The organism is Cytobacillus kochii, from assembly GCF_020171845.1.
Lineage (GTDB): Bacteria > Bacillota > Bacilli > Bacillales > Cytobacillaceae > Cytobacillus > Cytobacillus kochii.
Window position 1 is genome coordinate 485,832 of record NZ_JAIVAM010000003.1, and the last position, 18,445, is coordinate 504,276.

General features: G+C 35.8%; 17 protein-coding genes and 1 riboswitch. Of the genes, 15 read left to right on the forward strand and 2 right to left on the reverse strand.

Annotated features, from left to right (window positions below):
* Positions 1 to 60 precede the first annotated feature (60 nt).
* From LCM23_RS05915 to LCM23_RS05980, 14 genes are all read left to right on the forward strand, one after another.
* The gene (locus LCM23_RS05915) at positions 61 to 942 is read left to right on the forward strand and encodes a superoxide dismutase (RefSeq protein ID WP_224936211.1); all 882 of its coding nucleotides are present in this window, start codon (positions 61 to 63) and stop codon (positions 940 to 942) included.
* A gap of 292 nt (positions 943 to 1,234) precedes the next feature.
* Entirely contained in the window at positions 1,235 to 2,377 is a 1,143-nt protein-coding gene (locus tag LCM23_RS05920) for a D-alanyl-D-alanine carboxypeptidase family protein (protein WP_224936079.1), read from the forward strand.
* Positions 2,370 to 2,957, forward strand: a complete 588-nt coding sequence (locus tag LCM23_RS05925) for a nucleoside recognition domain-containing protein (protein WP_095372712.1) — start codon at positions 2,370 to 2,372, stop codon at positions 2,955 to 2,957. Before LCM23_RS05920 ends, LCM23_RS05925 begins: the two co-directional genes overlap by 8 nt.
* 5 nt (positions 2,958 to 2,962) lie before the next feature.
* The gene (locus tag LCM23_RS05930) at positions 2,963 to 3,493 is read left to right on the forward strand and encodes a spore maturation protein (protein ID WP_095372713.1); all 531 of its coding nucleotides are present in this window, start codon (positions 2,963 to 2,965) and stop codon (positions 3,491 to 3,493) included.
* Positions 3,494 to 3,759: 266 nt separating this feature from the next.
* Complete coding sequence (gene rluB, locus LCM23_RS05935; RefSeq protein WP_224936080.1) at positions 3,760 to 4,491, forward strand: 23S rRNA pseudouridine(2605) synthase RluB; 732 nt, start codon at positions 3,760 to 3,762, stop codon at positions 4,489 to 4,491.
* Between the two features lie 134 nt (positions 4,492 to 4,625).
* Positions 4,626 to 5,150: a thiol-disulfide oxidoreductase ResA gene (resA, locus tag LCM23_RS05940; protein ID WP_224936081.1), complete on the forward strand. Its 525-nt coding sequence runs from the start codon at positions 4,626 to 4,628 to the stop codon at positions 5,148 to 5,150.
* A gap of 19 nt (positions 5,151 to 5,169) precedes the next feature.
* Positions 5,170 to 6,813, forward strand: coding sequence for a cytochrome c biogenesis protein ResB (gene resB / locus LCM23_RS05945; RefSeq protein WP_318247528.1), 1,644 nt, complete (start codon positions 5,170 to 5,172; stop codon positions 6,811 to 6,813).
* A 2-nt stretch (positions 6,814 to 6,815) separates the two neighbouring features.
* A complete protein-coding gene (ccsB, locus tag LCM23_RS05950; RefSeq protein ID WP_224936083.1) occupies positions 6,816 to 8,003 on the forward strand; it encodes a c-type cytochrome biogenesis protein CcsB in 1,188 nt (395 codons plus the stop codon).
* 122 nt (positions 8,004 to 8,125) lie between these two features.
* The gene (locus LCM23_RS05955; protein ID WP_095372717.1) at positions 8,126 to 8,842 is read left to right on the forward strand and encodes a response regulator transcription factor; all 717 of its coding nucleotides are present in this window, start codon (positions 8,126 to 8,128) and stop codon (positions 8,840 to 8,842) included.
* A complete protein-coding gene (locus LCM23_RS05960; protein ID WP_224936084.1) occupies positions 8,839 to 10,614 on the forward strand; it encodes an ATP-binding protein in 1,776 nt (591 codons plus the stop codon). The genes LCM23_RS05955 and LCM23_RS05960 overlap by 4 nt, the downstream gene beginning before the upstream one ends.
* 428 nt (positions 10,615 to 11,042) lie before the next feature.
* Positions 11,043 to 11,594: an RNA polymerase sigma factor SigX gene (gene sigX / locus LCM23_RS05965; RefSeq protein ID WP_095372719.1), complete on the forward strand. Its 552-nt coding sequence runs from the start codon at positions 11,043 to 11,045 to the stop codon at positions 11,592 to 11,594.
* Positions 11,569 to 12,867: a hypothetical protein gene (locus LCM23_RS05970; protein ID WP_224936085.1), complete on the forward strand. Its 1,299-nt coding sequence runs from the start codon at positions 11,569 to 11,571 to the stop codon at positions 12,865 to 12,867. Before sigX ends, LCM23_RS05970 begins: the two co-directional genes overlap by 26 nt.
* A 296-nt stretch (positions 12,868 to 13,163) precedes the next feature.
* Positions 13,164 to 13,811, forward strand: coding sequence for a peptidoglycan DD-metalloendopeptidase family protein (locus LCM23_RS05975; RefSeq protein WP_373370921.1), 648 nt, complete (start codon positions 13,164 to 13,166; stop codon positions 13,809 to 13,811).
* Positions 13,812 to 14,016: 205 nt separating this feature from the next.
* Positions 14,017 to 14,829, forward strand: coding sequence for a histidinol-phosphatase (locus LCM23_RS05980; RefSeq protein ID WP_224936087.1), 813 nt, complete (start codon positions 14,017 to 14,019; stop codon positions 14,827 to 14,829).
* A 149-nt stretch (positions 14,830 to 14,978) separates the two neighbouring features.
* On the opposite strand, the gene serA is transcribed toward LCM23_RS05980, so the two are convergent.
* Positions 14,979 to 16,553: a phosphoglycerate dehydrogenase gene (gene serA / locus LCM23_RS05985; RefSeq protein ID WP_224936088.1), complete on the reverse strand. Its 1,575-nt coding sequence runs from the start codon at positions 16,551 to 16,553 to the stop codon at positions 14,979 to 14,981.
* Between the two features lie 262 nt (positions 16,554 to 16,815).
* A riboswitch (FMN riboswitch) is annotated at positions 16,816 to 16,981 on the forward strand.
* 158 nt (positions 16,982 to 17,139) lie between these two features.
* Between serA and LCM23_RS05990 the strand changes: the two genes are divergently transcribed.
* Positions 17,140 to 17,724: an ECF transporter S component gene (locus LCM23_RS05990; protein WP_224936089.1), complete on the forward strand. Its 585-nt coding sequence runs from the start codon at positions 17,140 to 17,142 to the stop codon at positions 17,722 to 17,724.
* Between the two features lie 298 nt (positions 17,725 to 18,022).
* On the opposite strand, the gene LCM23_RS05995 is transcribed toward LCM23_RS05990, so the two are convergent.
* Positions 18,023 to 18,271, reverse strand: coding sequence for a ferredoxin (locus LCM23_RS05995; protein ID WP_095372725.1), 249 nt, complete (start codon positions 18,269 to 18,271; stop codon positions 18,023 to 18,025).
* Positions 18,272 to 18,445 lie beyond the last annotated feature (174 nt).

Below are 18,445 nucleotides of genomic sequence, written 5' to 3' on the forward strand. Positions count from 1 at the left end.
TATTTATCATTACTATACATATGATGTAATGAAGAGGAGGGATTTAGCTTGAATCATCGCATGAATGAATACTTAAAGAATGTGTTTCAATGGAATGAAGATATGAGGGCTTTTTTAGAGAGTGAAAATATTGAAGAGAGCAATGAGCTATGGGATAAACTTGATCATATGACAGCCATTATGGAGACAATTGATCATAATATGGGAGACAAGGAAATAGAAGAAATTCACGAAAAAGTAGAAGAACTTCACGGTGAAATGGAACAGTATTTCAATCACCGATTATCTCTTGGACAAATTTATGTCAATGAAGTAAGTGTTCAAGCAGGAAAGCATGAACTTCCACCTTTACCTTATGGATATAATGCGTTAGAGCCGTATATCTCAGAAGAAATCATGAGATTACATCATGATAAGCATCATAAAAGTTATGTGGATGGACTGAATAAAGCAGAAAAAGAATTAGAAAAGGCGAGGAATTCGGGCGATTTCTCTCTAGTTAAACATTGGTCAAGGGAATTGGCTTTTAATGGATCAGGACATTATTTGCATACGATATTTTGGGGAAATATGAGTCCGCAAGGTGGTGGAGAACCTACGGGGGAATTGAAAAAAGAAATAGTCAAATACTTTGGTAGCTTTGAAGCTTTTAAAAAACATTTTACAGAAGCGGCAAAGCAAGTAGAAGGTTCAGGTTGGGCCATTCTTGTTTGGTCTCCGAGAGCTAGACATTTAGAAGTATTACAATCTGAAAAACATCAAAACTTAACACAATGGGACACGATTCCGTTACTAGTGTTAGATGTTTGGGAGCATGCCTATTATTTACAATATAAAAATGACAAAGGTGCTTATATTGATAGTTGGTGGAATATTGTAAACTGGGACAATGTTTCAAGAAGATTTCAAAAAGCACATGAAATGAAATGGCAACCTTATTAAGAAAGTAGCACAAGAAAACAGGCAGTTGCTTATGTTTTTACACCCCGCAAGAGTATTGAGCTCTCAACTCTTGCGGAACCTCAATCATAGTCAGTCAACAAAGTCCAAGTGATCCAACAGTTTACAATACCCGTATCCTTACCCCAATTTGAATGGATAGTTCAACTCCTTTTGATGAACGGTTGATAAAATACAGACTACTAATTTATGAACCGATCGCCATGAATCTGTCATAACAGAACTTGTCCTGCATAGAATTGTACAAACCATAAAATGAGACGGGGTTTGTGCGATGAAGAAATGGAAAAACCTAATCACTATTCTCATAATGTCCACCTTATTGCTTAGTTTAAGTCCACAACTAGTAGAGGCGAAACCCTCTGTTAGTGCTAGAAATGCAGTATTAATCGAACAGGAATCAGGTAGAATCATTTATGATAAGGCAGCCAATGATAAAAATCGGATAGCTAGTATAACAAAAATTATGACAGCAGTATTGGCGATTGAATCAAATAAGCTAGACGAAGAAGTAAAAGTAACTGATACGATTTTAAAAGCAGAAGGCTCATCCATTTACTTAAAACCGGGGGAAGAAATCAAACTAGAAGATTTAGTTTATGGCTTAATGCTTCGCTCGGGTAATGATGCGGCAGTTGCGATTGCAGAGTATGTAGGTGGAAGCTTAGATGGCTTTGTGTATTTAATGAATCAGAAGGCTGAAGAAATAGGCATGACAAATACGCATTTTGAAAATCCACATGGGCTGGATGATCATGAAAATCACTATTCAACTGCCTATGATATGGCGTTGCTTACTCGCTATGCAATGAAAAATGAGACGTATCAAAAAATAGCAGGGACAAAATCGTATCGATCTGAAAACAGAGATTATAGCTGGAATAATAAAAATCGTTTATTAACCCAGCTTTATAAATATACAACTGGTGGAAAGACTGGTTATACAAAAAGAGCAAAAAGGACTTTAGTAACAACAGCGACAAAAAACAATCTTGATCTAATTGCTGTTACGTTAAATGGACCGGATGATTGGAATGATCATATTGCCATGTATGAGGGAGCATTTGATCAATATGAACAAGTTGAAGTATTGAGCGAAGGGAGAATTAAGGGAGTAGAATATGCTTTCTACAAAGATAAAGTATCACTACACTCTTCCTTTTCGTACCCGGTAACAGAAAAAGAGAAAGAATCTTTTCGGATTAAATATCATTTTATTGAACCGAAAGAGAGTTGGAGAAAAGGTGAAAAATCACCTGAAATAGTAGGAAAAGCAGTTGTTTACTTAAATGATGAAGCAATTAAAACTTTGCCTATTCACTATAATCAGGATGGAGTAAAAGAAGAAAAAGGAAGATTTTTTGATTACTTTAAACATCTGTTTATAAGGATATTAGGAGTACAACAACATGATTAATGTAATATGGGCAGGATTAGCGATCATTGGTATCGTTTTTGCCATGATTAATGGAACGATAAGTGATGTAAATGAAGCGATATTTAAAGGGGCAAAAGAAGCAGTCACATTATGTATTGGTTTAATCAGCATATTAGTCTTTTGGCTAGGAATGATGAAAATAGCCGAACATGCAGGTTTGTTAGACAAGCTGGCTAAACTATTTAAACCATTCATATCAAGACTTTTTCCGGATGTACCGAAAGATCATCCGGCAATGGGCTATATATTATCGAATATGATGGCCAATTTGTTCGGCTTAGGGAATGCTGCTACCCCTCTAGGGATTAAAGCAATGGAACAATTAAAAGCATTAAATGGTGAAAGTACAGAAGCAAGTCGTTCTATGATCACATTTCTTGCCATAAATACATCTAGTATTACATTAATTCCAACAACAATTATCGCCATCCGTATGAATTACGGGTCAGCTAGTCCAACTGACATCGTTGGTCCTACCCTTATAGCGACAATTTGTTCGACCATTTCCGCTATTTTGATTGATAGATACTTTTATTACAGGAGATCACGAAAAGGATGAGATAGATGGAAATAGTATCTTTAATTTCTCTTTGGTTTATTCCCGTACTTATAGGTTTTATATTGGTCTACGCGACGTTTAAAAAAGTACCGACTTATGAGAGTTTTGTAGAAGGTGGGAAAGATGGGATTAAAATTGCTATCTCAATCATTCCTTTTTTAGTAGGTATGATGGTAGCTATTGCAATCTTTCGAGCATCAGGTGCATTAGAATACTTCCTTGATTTCATCAGGCCATTATTTGTGGCTATCGGTATTCCAGCAGATGTTGTTCCGCTCGCTATTATTCGTCCAATATCAGGTAATGCAGCCTTAGGAATGACGACTGATTTAATAGCTGAACACGGACCAGATTCATTAATTGGAAGAATGGCATCTGTCATTCAAGGGAGTACAGATACAACCTTTTATGTATTGACTGTTTATTTTGGCGCAGTCGGTATTAAGAAGATGGGTGATGCGTTGAAAGTAGGTCTATTAGCAGACTTAGCAGGTTTTATCGCTGCCATCCTTATTGTATTACTTGTCTTTTCATAATGTAGTCTTTAATTTATAAAAGAGGAAGCTGAACAAATGAGGATCATTTGTTCAGCTTTTTTTTGTACAGTGTGATAACAGCTTACTACAACGCTTCTTTTATGTTAGAATTGCCTACTAACTGTTCAAATTCAAAAAGAAGGGAATAACTATTGTATACTTAGTTTAAAAATGTACAATTTGGTTAAAAAATGCGCTCTTTGAAAAAACTTGAACTTATGGCATAATTCATATGGACAGTAATAGAGATTTTGAGGTGACTGATAATGGAAAGATTACAGAAAGTCATAGCCCATGCAGGGGTTGCATCTAGGAGAAAAGCGGAGCAACTAATTGTAGATGGCCGTGTAAAGGTTAATGGTAAGATTGTAAAAGAATTAGGGGTGAAAGTGACACCTTCTGATAAAGTCGAAGTCGATGGTATCCCGGTTGAGGGTGAAGAGCCGGTTTATTTTCTTCTATATAAGCCAAGAGGTGTATTATCAAGTGTTGCGGATGACAAAGGTAGAAAAGTGGTAACCGATTACTTTGAACATGTGAAACAAAGAATTTATCCAGTGGGTCGATTAGATTATGATACATCAGGATTATTATTATTGACGAATGATGGTGAATTCGCGAACTTGCTTATGCATCCAAGAAATGAAATTGAAAAAGTATATGTAGCGAAAGTAAAGGGCATTCCTTCTAAAGAAAGTTTAAATCATTTACAAAGAGGTGTCCGCTTGGAAGATGGAAAAACGGCTCCTGCACGAGTAAAAGTGCTTAGTAGTGATAAACAAAAACAAACAGCGATTATCGAATTAACGATTCACGAAGGCAGAAACCGTCAAGTGAGAAGAATGTTTGAGGCTGTAGGTCATCAAGTGCAAAAGCTCAAACGAGAAAGATATGGATTCCTTCAATTGAACGGGCTGTCAGCAGGTGACGCAAGAGAACTTACAGCACATGAAGTAAAGCAATTTAGGGCATTAGCTAAAAAGAGTACAGGTAAATAAATGAAAAAGTCATAGAGTTGTCACATTTCCTTCACACCGTTTACAAGGACTGTTTTCATACTAGTGATATAATAAATACCAAATTGTTAAAATAATGCTAAAAATTTGTGTCTTAACTTTGGGAGGAATTTTTTATGAAAAAACGACGGCTCGTTATGAGGACAGCGATATTAGTGATTCTATTTGCAGCCGTTGCTTACACGCTATATGCAAACTTTAATAAGGATAATGTGCATAAAGTACAAATAGGTAAAGAAGCTCCTGATTTTGTATTAGTCGATATGGATGGAAAAGAACATCAATTATCTGACTATAAAGGCCAAGGCGTTTTTTTGAACTTTTGGGGTACTTGGTGTAAGCCTTGCGAAAAAGAAATGCCATTTATCAACAATCAATATGAGCAATTTAAAGATCAAGGGGTTCAAACAATCGCAGTAAACATAAGTGAATCGAATCTAGCAGTGAACAAGTTTATTGAAAGACATGGCATGAATTTTCCAGTAGTCATTGATAAAAATGAAGATGTAAAGGCAGCATATGGCATCGGTCCATTGCCTGCGACTTTTCTCATTAATCCTGAAGGTGAAGTCGTGAAATATCATACGGGGACTTTGACCGAACCAATGGTAAAAGATTTTATGACGCAAATCAAACCGTAATTATTGGGGAGTTTTTATGATGAAACAAGTAAAGTGTGAATGTGGCCATGTAAATCCTCATGGTACAGTCCTATGTGAATCATGCGGTCGTGTGTTAGTAGAAGAAGAGAAAAGTAAAAAACTCGTTGATATGCGTTATGAAGGCAGTGCGAGAAGGTCACAAACGTATAACAAAACAATCATCGATAAAATATGGAACTTCTTTTCTTCTGTTAAAGTAGGGGTAACTTTAATCATTATTACATTAGCCGCTTCAGCAATTGGTACAATTTTCCCACAAGAAATGTATATACCGCCTACAGAAAATGCATCCGTTTATTATGAGGATCAATATGGGTTTGCTGGGGAAGTGTATTATACGTTAGGGTTTCACAACCTGTATAGCTCATGGTGGTATTTATTGCTCATTGCTTCAATTGGCGTATCTCTGGTTATATGTAGTCTTGACCGTGTCGTACCTCTATATCGTGCCTTGAAAAAACAAAGAGTCGATCGGCATGAAGGGTTTTTAAAACGACAAAGATTATATAGAGCCACAACCTTGGCTTCTATTGAAGAGGATTCATTTGAGAACATCAAGGTGAAATTAAAGGAAAAACGCTACAACATAAGAGAAGAGAATGGGAGTATACTTGCTGAGAAAAACCGATTTTCAAGATGGGGCCCTTATATAAACCATATTGGGTTAATCATTTTTTTAATTGGAGGCATGTTGCGTTTTGTGCCTGGGATGTATGTTGACGAATTGCTATGGATCCGTGAAGGTGAAACAGTCGTTATCCCAGAAACAAAAGGCGAGTATTATCTGGAAAATCACGAATTTATTCTAGAAACTTATGAAAAAGAAAAAGAAAATGAAGCGTTTACAACAGCGATAGAAAACAATGGTACAGTCGCGAAGAACTTTCAAACAAATGTGAGCCTTTACAAAGAATCTGGAGAAACAATTGCAGGACAAGAGCCAGAACTAGAAAAGGTAGAAGATTACGAATTAAGGGTAAATGAACCTTTAAAGTTTGAACAGTTTGCTCTCTATCAACAAAGCTATAAATTAGGTGAGATAAGCGAAATGTCGTTTGCTTTAACGAATAAAGAAACAAATGAAGAATTTGGTCAAATGACGATTGATTTACATAACCCACAAGATGAATATACATTTGAAAATGGATACAGTGTTGAGCTAATGAGCTATTTCCCTGATTTTGAATTTGATGAAAATTCAGAGCCAGTCACGAAATCACGCGTGCCGAACAACCCAGCGTTTATCTTTAAAATGTTCTCACCTGAACATCCTGATGGAGAAGTTAGCTTCGTTGCTATTCAACAAACGATTGAACCATATGGTGATAATGACTTAAAGATGGCCTTTAAAGGAGTAGACACGCAAAATGTTAGTGCTTTGACCGTAAGAAAAGACTTAACACTCCCTATTCTAGCTATAGGTGGTCTCATCTTCATGATTGGTGTCGTGCAAGGTGCATACTGGAACCATCGCAGAATATGGATTAGAAGGTTAGGAGATCAAGTTTTAGTTGCGGGTCATACAAATAAAAACTGGCACGGACTTAAGCGAGAGATCACCCATGTATTTGATGGTAGTGGTATTCAAGAACCGATTGACCAATCAGATGAAATAACAAATAAGAAGGGTAAGGAGGAGTAATAATGGTTGCATTAAGTGGAAATTTATTATTTATCGCCTTTTTGCTCTATTTAGTAGGCACAGCTTTTTTTGCCGGTTCGATTAAGGACAAGAAAGCAAGAGAAAAAGATCATGGACCAAATAAGTGGGCAAAAATAGGTGTTACGATAGCAATTGCCGGATTTATATGTCAAGTAGGTTATTTTATTACAAGATGGGTAGCAGCTGGACATGCACCAGTAAGTAATTTATTTGAGTTTACAACATTCTTTGGCATGTGTTTAGTTGGGGCGTTTATTGTCATTTATTTTGTTTATAAGCTTCCTGCCCTTGGGTTATTTACATTACCAGTGGCACTTCTCCTTATTGGGTATGCTGCCATGTTCCCAAGGGACATAACACCATTGGTCCCTTCTCTTCAAAGTAATTGGCTTCATATCCATGTAACAACAGCAGCGTTAGGACAAGCGATTTTAGCGATTAGCTTTGTTGCTGGCTTAATCTATTTAATCAAAGCAGTGGATCATACGAAAAAAACAAAAGAGGCAATCTGGTTAGAAGTTGTTCTCTTTGGGGTTGTTTGTACACTTGGCTTCATTATCATTTCTTCCGTATTTGGGGCAACAGGCTACAAGTCAGAGTTTCATTGGATTGATAATAATAATGTAGAAGAAACGTTAGAATATCACTTACCTGCTCTCGTTGGGCCTCATGAAGGTGAACATTTAACGCCGGATAAATTTAGCCCATTGGTGGAGACTCCTGGTATCATTAATGCCAAAAAGTTAAATACTGTTTTATGGTCATTGTTTACAGGAGCAATTATCTATTTGCTCTTTAGGTTATTTGTTAGAAAACGAATGACACTAGCGTTGCAACCACTAACGAAGAGAGTAAATTTGGATTTAGTCGATGAAGTAGGTTACCGGTCTGTCCTAATTGGTTTTCCGGTGTTTACATTAGGAGCGTTAATTTTTGCCATGATATGGGCACAGATCGCTTGGTCGCGATTTTGGGGCTGGGACCCTAAAGAAGTGTGGGCATTAATTACTTGGTTATTCTATGCAGCATACCTCCACCTCAGATTATCCAAAGGTTGGCATGGTAAAAAATCTGCTTGGCTCGGTGTAATTGGGTTTATTATTATCATGTTTAACTTAATTGTTGTCAACTTAGTTATTGCCGGGTTGCATTCCTATGCAGGATCGTGAAAATTTTGCTAAAATAGAATTGAGCATTAAGGTAGTGCTAGATTTTATGCCTTCACTTCACATGTAGTGGAGTGAAGGCTTTTTTCTATGAAAATAATCTTCATTCTAAAGGAGTGCTATAAATGGATAATGAAGTAAAAGTTTTAGTTGTTGATGATGAAGAGAGAATTCGCCGATTATTAAAAATGTATTTAGAGAGAGAAGACTATGTTATTGAAGAAGCAGAAGATGGTGACGAGGCACTAGATAAAGCCCTAACAAATGAATATGATGTCATTCTTTTAGATCTAATGATGCCAGGTAAAGATGGGATAGAAGTTTGTAAAGAAATAAGAGAAAAGAAAACAACACCAATCATTATGCTTACGGCAAAAGGAGAGGAAGTAAATCGCGTCCAAGGATTTGAAGTAGGTACAGATGATTATATCGTCAAGCCTTTTAGTCCTAGAGAAGTGGTTTTAAGAGTGAAGGCATTACTAAGAAGGTCGTCTAAATCTTCTTATGTCCCACCAGAAACGACTGCTAAAGATATCATTGTCTTTCCTTATTTAACAATAGACAATGATGCCCACCGTGTATTAGCGGATGGTAAAGAAGTAAGCTTGACTCCTAAAGAATATGAGTTGCTTTACTTTTTGGCTAAAGCACCAGATAAAGTATTTGATCGTGAACAGTTATTAAAAGAAGTATGGCATTATGAATTCTTTGGTGACTTGCGTACAGTAGACACACATGTAAAAAGGTTGCGAGAAAAATTAAACAAAGTATCAGAGCAAGCTGCTAGAATGATTGTTACTGTTTGGGGAGTGGGTTATAAGTTTGAGGTTGTAAATGAATGAGGTTATGGCATAGTGTTGTAGGGAAACTATGGGCAACTTTTCTTATACTGGTCTCCTTTGTCTTATTTATTTTAACGGTTATGTTGCTGCAATTCTTTGAGAATTATCATATTGATCAAACAGAAAAGGGATTGAAGGCAACTGCCAATAAAATAGCATTGATCTTGGAAAAACATGATCGTGAAATAGGACTGGAAATTGCTTGGGAATTAGTAGATGAAGTGACAAAAGTAATTATTATTGCTGATGATCAAGTGTACTATTCTCCCAATGAAAATCAAACATTTGAGTTGCCACTATCCTATTTACATGGTGATCCAGATTTAAAAGCTGTTTTTACAAAAAATGAATCAGTTACTAAGGTTTCTTCTTATTTAACGGATGGTGGAGAAGGAAATATAGATAATCCTGATATACTGATTAGTGGGGTCCCACTTCCGCCATCAAATGAAAATGATGGTGCAGTATTTATATATCAATCTTTGGAGGTTATGCAAGAAACAACAGAGTCAACGACTAAGTTTACTTTATTAGCCGCTGGGGTAGCGATTATTTTAACAACTATTTTTGCCTTCTTCTTGTCAACGAGGATTACTGCACCACTTAGGAAAATGAAAGAAGCCGTCACAGCAGCATCACGAGGGAATTTTGATACAAAAGTACCTTATCTTTCTAAAGATGAAATAGGTGATCTAGCGATTACCTTTAATCGGATGGGCCGGCAGTTGAAATATAATATTGATGCTTTAAGTCAAGAGAAAGAACAATTATCTAGTATTTTAAGCAGTATGGCAGATGGTGTATTCACCTTTAGTAAAGATGGTGAAATTGTGATAACAAATCCACCAGCGGATCGTTTTCTGCGTCATTGGTCCTATGAACGTGAAGATGGTCTCGTTGATAGTGTACCTGCTTATGTAATGGAATTGTTCCAAACAGCTGTAAATACAGAAAGTGAGAGTATAGGTGAAGTAAATATTCAAGGGCGAACTTGGGTAATGGTTATTAGCCCTTTATATAATGAAACGTTTATTCGGGGTGCAGTTGCAGTTATCCGTGATATGACAGAGGAACGGCAACTTGATAAATTACGCAAAGATTTTATCGCCAACGTTTCTCATGAATTACGGACACCAATTGCTTTAATGCAAGGATATAGTGAAGCAATTGTCGATGACATCGCTGGTACTGAGGATGAAAAGAAAGAAATGGCTAAGGTTATTTATGATGAATCGTTAAGAATGAGTAGACTTGTGAATGAACTACTAGATATCGCAAGAATGGAAGCTGGGCATATTCAGCTTATTCGTGAAGCTGTAGAAGTAAAATCATTTATTCTAAAAGTCACCAGAAAGTTTCAAAGACTGGCGGCTGAAAAGAAAATTATATTGGCTGAGTCATTGGAAGATAAAGGGGTTTGGGCAAGCTTTGATCCTGATCGTATGGAGCAAGTGTTGACCAATCTGATAGATAATGCTATTAGACATACTCCAGAAAGTGGACAAGTCACTGTCGTTCAGCGTAGTAACGAAAAAGGATTAATGATAGAGGTTGTTGACTCTGGATCTGGAATCCCAGAAGAAGATTTACCATTTGTATTTGAAAGGTTTTATAAAGCAGATAAAGCACGAACAAGAGGAAGATCTGGAACAGGACTTGGCCTCGCAATCGCCAAAAATATTGTCGATACCCATAAGGGGCAAATCACTGTTCAGAGTAAAATTGGACATGGTACGACATTTTCCATCTTTCTTCCGAAAAGTCATGAATGATCAGCGCTGTTCTTGACGAATTCTCTTGATTCATAAGGAACATTCCAATCATAAAAATAAAAAAAGTAACTGCAATTCAAAAAAACCGGACATGAAACTCCTAAATGAGAGTGCGTGTTCGGTTTTTTGTTTTCCTTTATACGTATGATGTCAATACCACATGGGATTAACAAAAAGCCATGGTTTGAATCCTTTCTCTAACAAGGATAAAAGAGCTAGATATGTGATGATTCAGACAATAGATTTGTATATGGCAAACCATTCATGTCAGAAAACAGCTTGATTCTAAAAGGCAAACAGAAGCGAAATAAGCAAGAAGAGATTTCCTAAAGAAACCCTTCCATTTTAATTTCATTAATACTATAGTTAGAGTGTAACTTTTTTAATTCTAATAACGACTATTATTTATGAACGGGGAGGGGAAGTTATTGGACTCCGTTTTCGATGAATTATATACAAAATACCATCAGGATGTATTTCAATTCTTATTTTATATGGTGAGAGATCGAGAGCTGGCAGAAGATCTTATGCAAGAAGTATATATAAGAGTTTTGAAGTCATATGATAAATTCGAAGGCAAGAGTAGTGAAAAAACATGGTTATTCTCAATTGCAAGGAATGTGGCCATTGATTCATTTAGAAAACAAAAAGGCTGGAAACAAAAAATAATTGAAAAATTTGATTGGTCAAAGCAACAGATTAAAGATGAGCACCCTATGCCAGAGGAAGTAGTTATGCAGAGTCAGGAAATCCAAATGATCTATCGGTGCATGGAAAAGTGTTCAGTAGACCAGCGAACGGTTATTATAATGAGATATATTCAAGAATTATCCATTGCTGAGACGGCAGCAACTCTAGGCTGGACGGAAAGTAAAGTGAAAACTACGCAACACAGAGCATTAAAGGCTCTGAAGAAAAACATGTCTGACATGTGGGAAAAGGAGGGGTTAAATAGTGAAAAAACAAGATTGGAAAGATGATCACATCGAAGAACTATTGAAACAACTTCCTAAAATCACCAACCACATAAGTAAGCAAGATATGTATCAACAAATGATGATATATAAAGAGCAGAAGAAAAGAAAAAGGTGGTTAACCCCATCTGTAGCCTCTGCAGTTGCTGTTTTACTGTTATGTATTCTCGTTCCGACCATGATTAATTTTCAAGATTCAGCCGGAAGTAATATAGATGATAGCGAGCAAGAGAATCAATTGGCATCGAATGCGACTCAACAAAAGGAAGAAAACGATGAGATAACAAATGATGAGAGTAATCATACGCAAGGAAATACAGAAGATATAGTAAAGGATGAAGAGGTAGATCCGCAAGAAGATATAGATCAGACGGGGGATATTTATGCTCAAAATGACCAGTCAGAATATACCACTGCCAATGATAATAATGAGCAACCAGTGACACAGCAAATTGAACCAACTGCAGTCTATGCGGAAGATATTAAAGATCAAGAGGAAGTTTTAACATATTCTATACCGGATCATAATGTTCAAAATTTTATTCCCATTAGTGTGATGGTAAATAAAGAAGCAGATCTTTCTAAAATGGAATTATTCATAAATCATATGTCAGATTTAAAAGAAGCTGAATGGGGGTTAGGGGAGCTAAACCCATTTAATGCGGACTTTCATTATGATACATCAAATCAAGTGCTAGCAGTAGATTTTCCTGCTGCAACAAATATTTCATCAAGCAGTCAATCAGAAGCTATTAAAGAAATATTAACGGATATGATGGCTGATTTTAATATAGAGAAAATCGATTTATTAACAGATGGTGAACAAGGGGTAGAGATGGGAAATGAAGGCTTTACAGAAAAAATAGATCAAGTTGATACGTCTAATAAATCTGCTTACTATTTTTACTATCCTAACGAAGAATGGACAACGCCTTTCCTTGTTCCGTTTAGAGAAAAAATAAACTCGGTGACAGATGCTTTTGCAGCAATGAAAAAAGGGATTGAAACTTATAACCTGAAAGCTTCTATACCTAATGACATAGACTTTGAAACGGAAGTCGTTTCCGATGAACAATTATTAATTACTTTTGAAGATGATGCCGATATAAAGAATGATGAGGAAACTTTATATACGATTGAAGCGATTCTATTAACGGCCAAGGAATTTGAATATAATGAGGTTAAGTTGGAAAATACCGAAATTGATCAAATTGGTCGATTTGATTTAGAAAAAGAAATTCAAGTGCCAGTAGCACCTAATAAAAGGGATTTACCATAAGAAAGAATCAAGAGTTGGTAATTATGACTGTAAAAGTCTAATATTACCAACTTTTTTTGCGCTTTTGACAAAGGTAATATTGAAAAAAGTAAAATACTCATAACTATAATTTTAAAATAAGGTGCCATTAAAAAAAGAAAAATTAATTTTTATATACATATTTTTTAAAAACTCGTACATAGTAATGGATGTGTTTTTTGGCAGGATTTGTCGTAATCATAGAAGTAATTAATTTGTCTATATAATAGAACGCTTTAGGAGGCAAAGTTTTGAAGTATAAAGTAGGCCGTTTGTTCATGTTCGGAAGTATATGTTTTCTTTTTTTTATATTCAGTAGTGAAAAAAATGCTTTAGCAGACTCTTGGCCAGAAAAAACAAAAAATTGGGTATGGCCAGTAGAAGGGGTCATCACAGATACATATGGAACTAGAGGAGGACATCATAAAGGGATTGATATTGCTGCTGAGATAGGTACACCTGTTCACTCAGTGGATAGTGGAGTAGTTACAAGATCATATTACTCTGATACCTATGGTAATGTTGTGTTTATACAGCATCATAACGATACAGAAACCATTTATGCTCATTTGAAAAAGCGTTTAGTATTGGAAGGTGAAGTGATTTCAGCAGGCGATACAATAGGAGAAATGGGCAATACCGGTGATTCCTCAGGTGTACATTTGCATTTTGAAGTTCACGCAAACGAGTGGACCTTTTCTAAGGAGAATGCGCTTGATCCTTTTTTAGTATTTAATCACGATGAGGATACGATGCTTGTTTCAGGAAAAATGAACGGACCTCATATGGATACGTATGAAGTGAAAACAGGAGATACATTATGGTCGATTAGTGAAAGGTATAATGTGACGGTAGCAGAATTGGTAAATAAGAATGGATTGCGGACAGAAAACATATATCCTAATCAAATATTACAGGTTCCCTAAATGGAAAGGAATACATACAAGGCACGTACATTTAATATGAAAATAAATAAAAGGTTGTTTTTTTAAAAAAAATCGTATCTATTTTTCGATCAAAATAGTTTGACGCCATTTAAGTATTGATTATTCTAAAAAAATAGTTAAATCTCATTGTCCATGCCTCTTTTAAGGCGTATAATTGTTACATACAATTGAGGAGGCAGGCAAAATGTTAACGGATTATCATAATCATTTAGAGAACGGTACACTTACATTAGACTATTTAGAACAATTTACAAACGCGGCTAATAATAAAAATATTGGTTCATTTGGTATTTCTGAACATGCTTATCACTTTTACCAAACAGCAGATATTCTGCAAAATAAATGGGTGAATGAAAGACGATATTATGATATGAAGGATTATGTTTCATTATTTCACCAAGCATGGAATAAAGAAATAGATGTAAAGATGTCCATTGAAATGGATTATACACCTGGAAAGCATAAGGAAATGGAAAAATTCATTCAATCATATGATTTTGATTATGTGATTGGCTCTGTCCATTGGGTAGGTGACTTTGGCATAGATTTAGCTGAATACAAAAACGAATGGGAACGACGCGATCTTTATGATGTATATCGTAAATATTATGATCAGATAGTTACTTTGGCTCAATCTAATCTATTTGATATTGTCGGCCATATTGACTTAGTGAAGATTTTTAAGTATGTTCCACAAGATGAAGAGTTTCTATTAGAACAATACGAAAGAGCAACTGATGCTTTAGCACAATCAAAAACATGCGTGGAAATTAGTAGTGCAGGTTTAAGAAAACCTGTGGGTGAGCTTTATCCAGATCCAAGATTATTACGAAAATGTTTTGAGAAGAATATACCAATCGTTTTATCATCTGATGCTCATTTTCCCGAGCATGTTGGTGCAGACTTTGATCAATCGCTTGCATTAGCAAAGGAAATTGGATATTCATCCATCATGACTTTTTCAAAAGGTGAACGTAAAGAATATCCTTTAGGCTAGGAATAATGATGACTAGTGTTCAATTTAAAAAGTCATTCATAAAATGAACAGGTTCTAATTGGAAACTGTTTGTGTTGTGAATGACTTTTACTTTTATCCAAAATATAAAAAAGAGTGGTCGACTGAGGGCCACTCTCTACAAAAAAGAATTATAAAATAATAGGATTAATAGAAACAATCTCATCTAAGTTGTTCAATAAGGAAAGCTCTTTGTCACTTAGTGGTTTGTCAAAAGCTAGAACCATAATCGCTTCTCCACCTGCTTGTTTACGCCCTACTTGCATTGTGGCAATATTAATATGGTGATCGCCGAGGACTTGACCTACGTGGCCAATAACACCAGGTCTGTCCATATGTTGAATATAAAGAAGGTTACCCTCTGGTAAGAAGTCAATATTAAACCCGTTTAAATAGACAATTCTTGGCCCATAATGATCAATAAAGGTTCCTCTAACTGTAAATGCATTTTCTTCTCCTTTTGCTGTGACCGAAATGCAGTTGTCATAGCCAAATGCATCGGTGGAAATCTTTTCTCCAACAGTGATACCACGCTCTTTTGCAGTGAGTAATGCATTAACCTCATTCACGTTAACGTCAATTCTACCTTTGAAGAAACCGGACAGCATTGCTTTTGTTAAGTATGCAGTTTCTAAATCTGTCACTGAACCAGAGTAAGTAATAGAGAGTTCATGTACCCCTTCTTTAACACATTGAGTTAAAATATTTCCGATTTGTTTAGAGATTTGGTAAAAAGGTTGTATTTTTTCATAAATGTCTTTGGAGATAGCTGGTAAGTTAATTGAATTAGATACTGGATTTCCTTCAAAGTAAGTCCGAACTTCTTTGGCGACTTGTGTTGCTACATTTAATTGTGCTTCTTTTGTTGACGCACCTAAATGTGGAGTTACAATGACATTATCATATTTTAAAAGTGGGTGTTCACCAGGTGGTTCAGTTTCGAATACGTCTAATGCAACTCCTCCGACATGTCCATTAGCCACATATTTAGCTAAATCTTGCTCATCAATGATACCACCACGGGCGCAGTTGAGTAAGCGAACGCCTTTTTTTGTTTTTTTCAATGACTCTTCATTGATAATCCCTCTTGTTTCGGGTGTAAGTGGAGTATGAACCGTAATAATATCAGATCTTTGCAGTATTTCATCTAATGAACTAGATTCTACACCGAGTTTTGCTGCACGTTCTTTGGTTAAAAAGGGATCGAATACTAACACACTCATGCCAAATACTTTTGCTCGCTTGGCGATTTCACTCCCGATTCTTCCCATACCAACAATACCAAGACTTTTACCGAATAGTTCAGTACCTACATACTGATTTCTTTTCCATTCCAAATTCTTAACTGAGCTATATGCTTGAGGAATATTTCTCATAAGGGAGGCCATCATAGCAAAAGTATGCTCTGCCGTAGAAATTGTGTTTCCGTCTGGTGCATTTATAACGATAATGCCTCTTTTAGTTGCTGCTGGAACATCAATATTATCGACACCCACACCTGCTCTTGCAATAATTTTTAACTTTGGCATCTCCGCCATTAATTCATCCGTTACTTTCGTGGCACTTCGTACTAACAAAGCCTCAATAGTTGATAAATCAACCTCGGGATCGTCGGTTTTCTTTTGAATAATTTCAGCATTTGTGTCGTTAAGTAAAGGGTATAAGCCTTCTTCACTAATGGCATCAGCCACTAATATTTGATACATGTATGAACCCTCCTAAGTTGGTTACTTAATTATCTGATTATTTTACAAGACGAATATTATTCTGTCAATTGGATTTATTGTTTGTGTTTAAAATGGAAACGCTTTAATGTAGTAAAATAAAACGATCTTCGTGCAAAGAAAATTTTATCTCCTGAAGACAAATGTGCATAATGAAAGGAATGTTTTTAATTCGAGATATTTACTATTTTAGGCTTCACAAATGAATTATTTTTCAGTATAATGAAGTTGTCAAATAAATATGGTCTATCTTCGGGGCAGGGTGAAATTCCCGACCGGCGGTGATAAGTATTTATACTTTAAGCCCGCGAGCCTAAAAGTGGAGTGCAATTAGCACGAAGCGTTTGTATTGGGCAGGATTTGGTGAGAATCCAAAGCCGACAGTAAAGTCTGGATGGGAGAAGATGGAGGTTCTGCTAACGTTCAAAGTATACACTACAAGAACGTTTATTAAGAATGTCTTTGTTCAATTCTCCCTCAAGTTTACTTGAGGGTTTTGTTATGCAAAGACGCTTATTTGCTGAACCTTTCTTCTATAGGAGAGATAGCCTAAAAGGAGAGAGGAAAATTGAAGAAGTTAAATGTCAAAGCTTTTGTTGCAATCGGTATGTTGAGTAGTATCGCGTATATTCTTATGTTGTTAAACTTTCCATTACCACCGTTTCCGAACTTTTTGATGATTGACTTTAGTGATATTCCTGCTTTAGTGGCTGCGTTAATATTTGGTCCGATTGCGGGAATACTGGTCGAATTGTTTAAAAATGTGTTGGATTATTTTATGACGGGAAGTGCTACTGGCGTACCTGTTGGTCATATTGCTAACTTTGTAGCAGGTTTATTATTTATTTTGCCAACCTATTATGTTTATACAAAGATGAAATCCAAAAAAGGTATGACAATAGGATTAATCGTTGGCACAAGTGTAATGGCTGTATCCATGAGTTTGCTTAATTATTTCGTCTTTTTACCTGCCTATACAATGTTTTTAAATATGCCCGCTATGTCAGGACCAGAAATGCGTTCAACTGCAGTCATGTTTATTCTACCTTTTAACTTTATTAAAGGAATTTTAATGGCATCGGTATTTATGCTTGTGTTTGCTAAGATGAGTAATTGGATTAATAAACAAAGATCACTAAATACGATTGCTTAATTTATAAAGGAGGCATCTAACTTTGAAAAGTTAGATGCCTTTTAATATTAATTTTATGCCGCTTAAGTAGAATTGTCACTTTTATCCAACATTTTTCATCATTCGTAAAAGCACCAATGAACTCATTTGCATTCTTCGATAACTACTATTTAAGTTCCAACTGGATAATTGATTGGGAAACGACCTTTATTCGAATGAGTATACGAGTATGTGATTCCTGTAGCTCATAGAAAAAACGAGTAAATCCCTAAATTAGGATTTACTCGTTTTCTCTTTTACCATTAGATTTCTTTTTGTTCTATTCGTATTTTAACGGATCACCATCAAAGGCATCGTCTGCGACTTTTATTGAGTCAGTTGGACAGCCTTCAAATGCATCCATCATATCTTCTATAAGAACATCAGGAATTTCAACAATTCCTTCATTATCATCTAGTGTTACAAATGCGATGCCCTCATCATCGTAATCATAAATGTCTGGAGCTGCCGCACCACATGCGCCACAAGCAATACATGTTTCTTTGTCAACAATTGTATACTTCGCCATGGAATAACCTCCTATTTAAAATCTTTTTCATGTTAAAGCACGAAAATATCTGCCGAAACACTTACCACATGTTCTATTGTAAATCTGTCTTGTAAACATTTCAATAAAAATCTACCATCTAGAATAGTCTATGGTGGGACTTTTCATCTGGTTCATGATGAAAAATTGACTGAT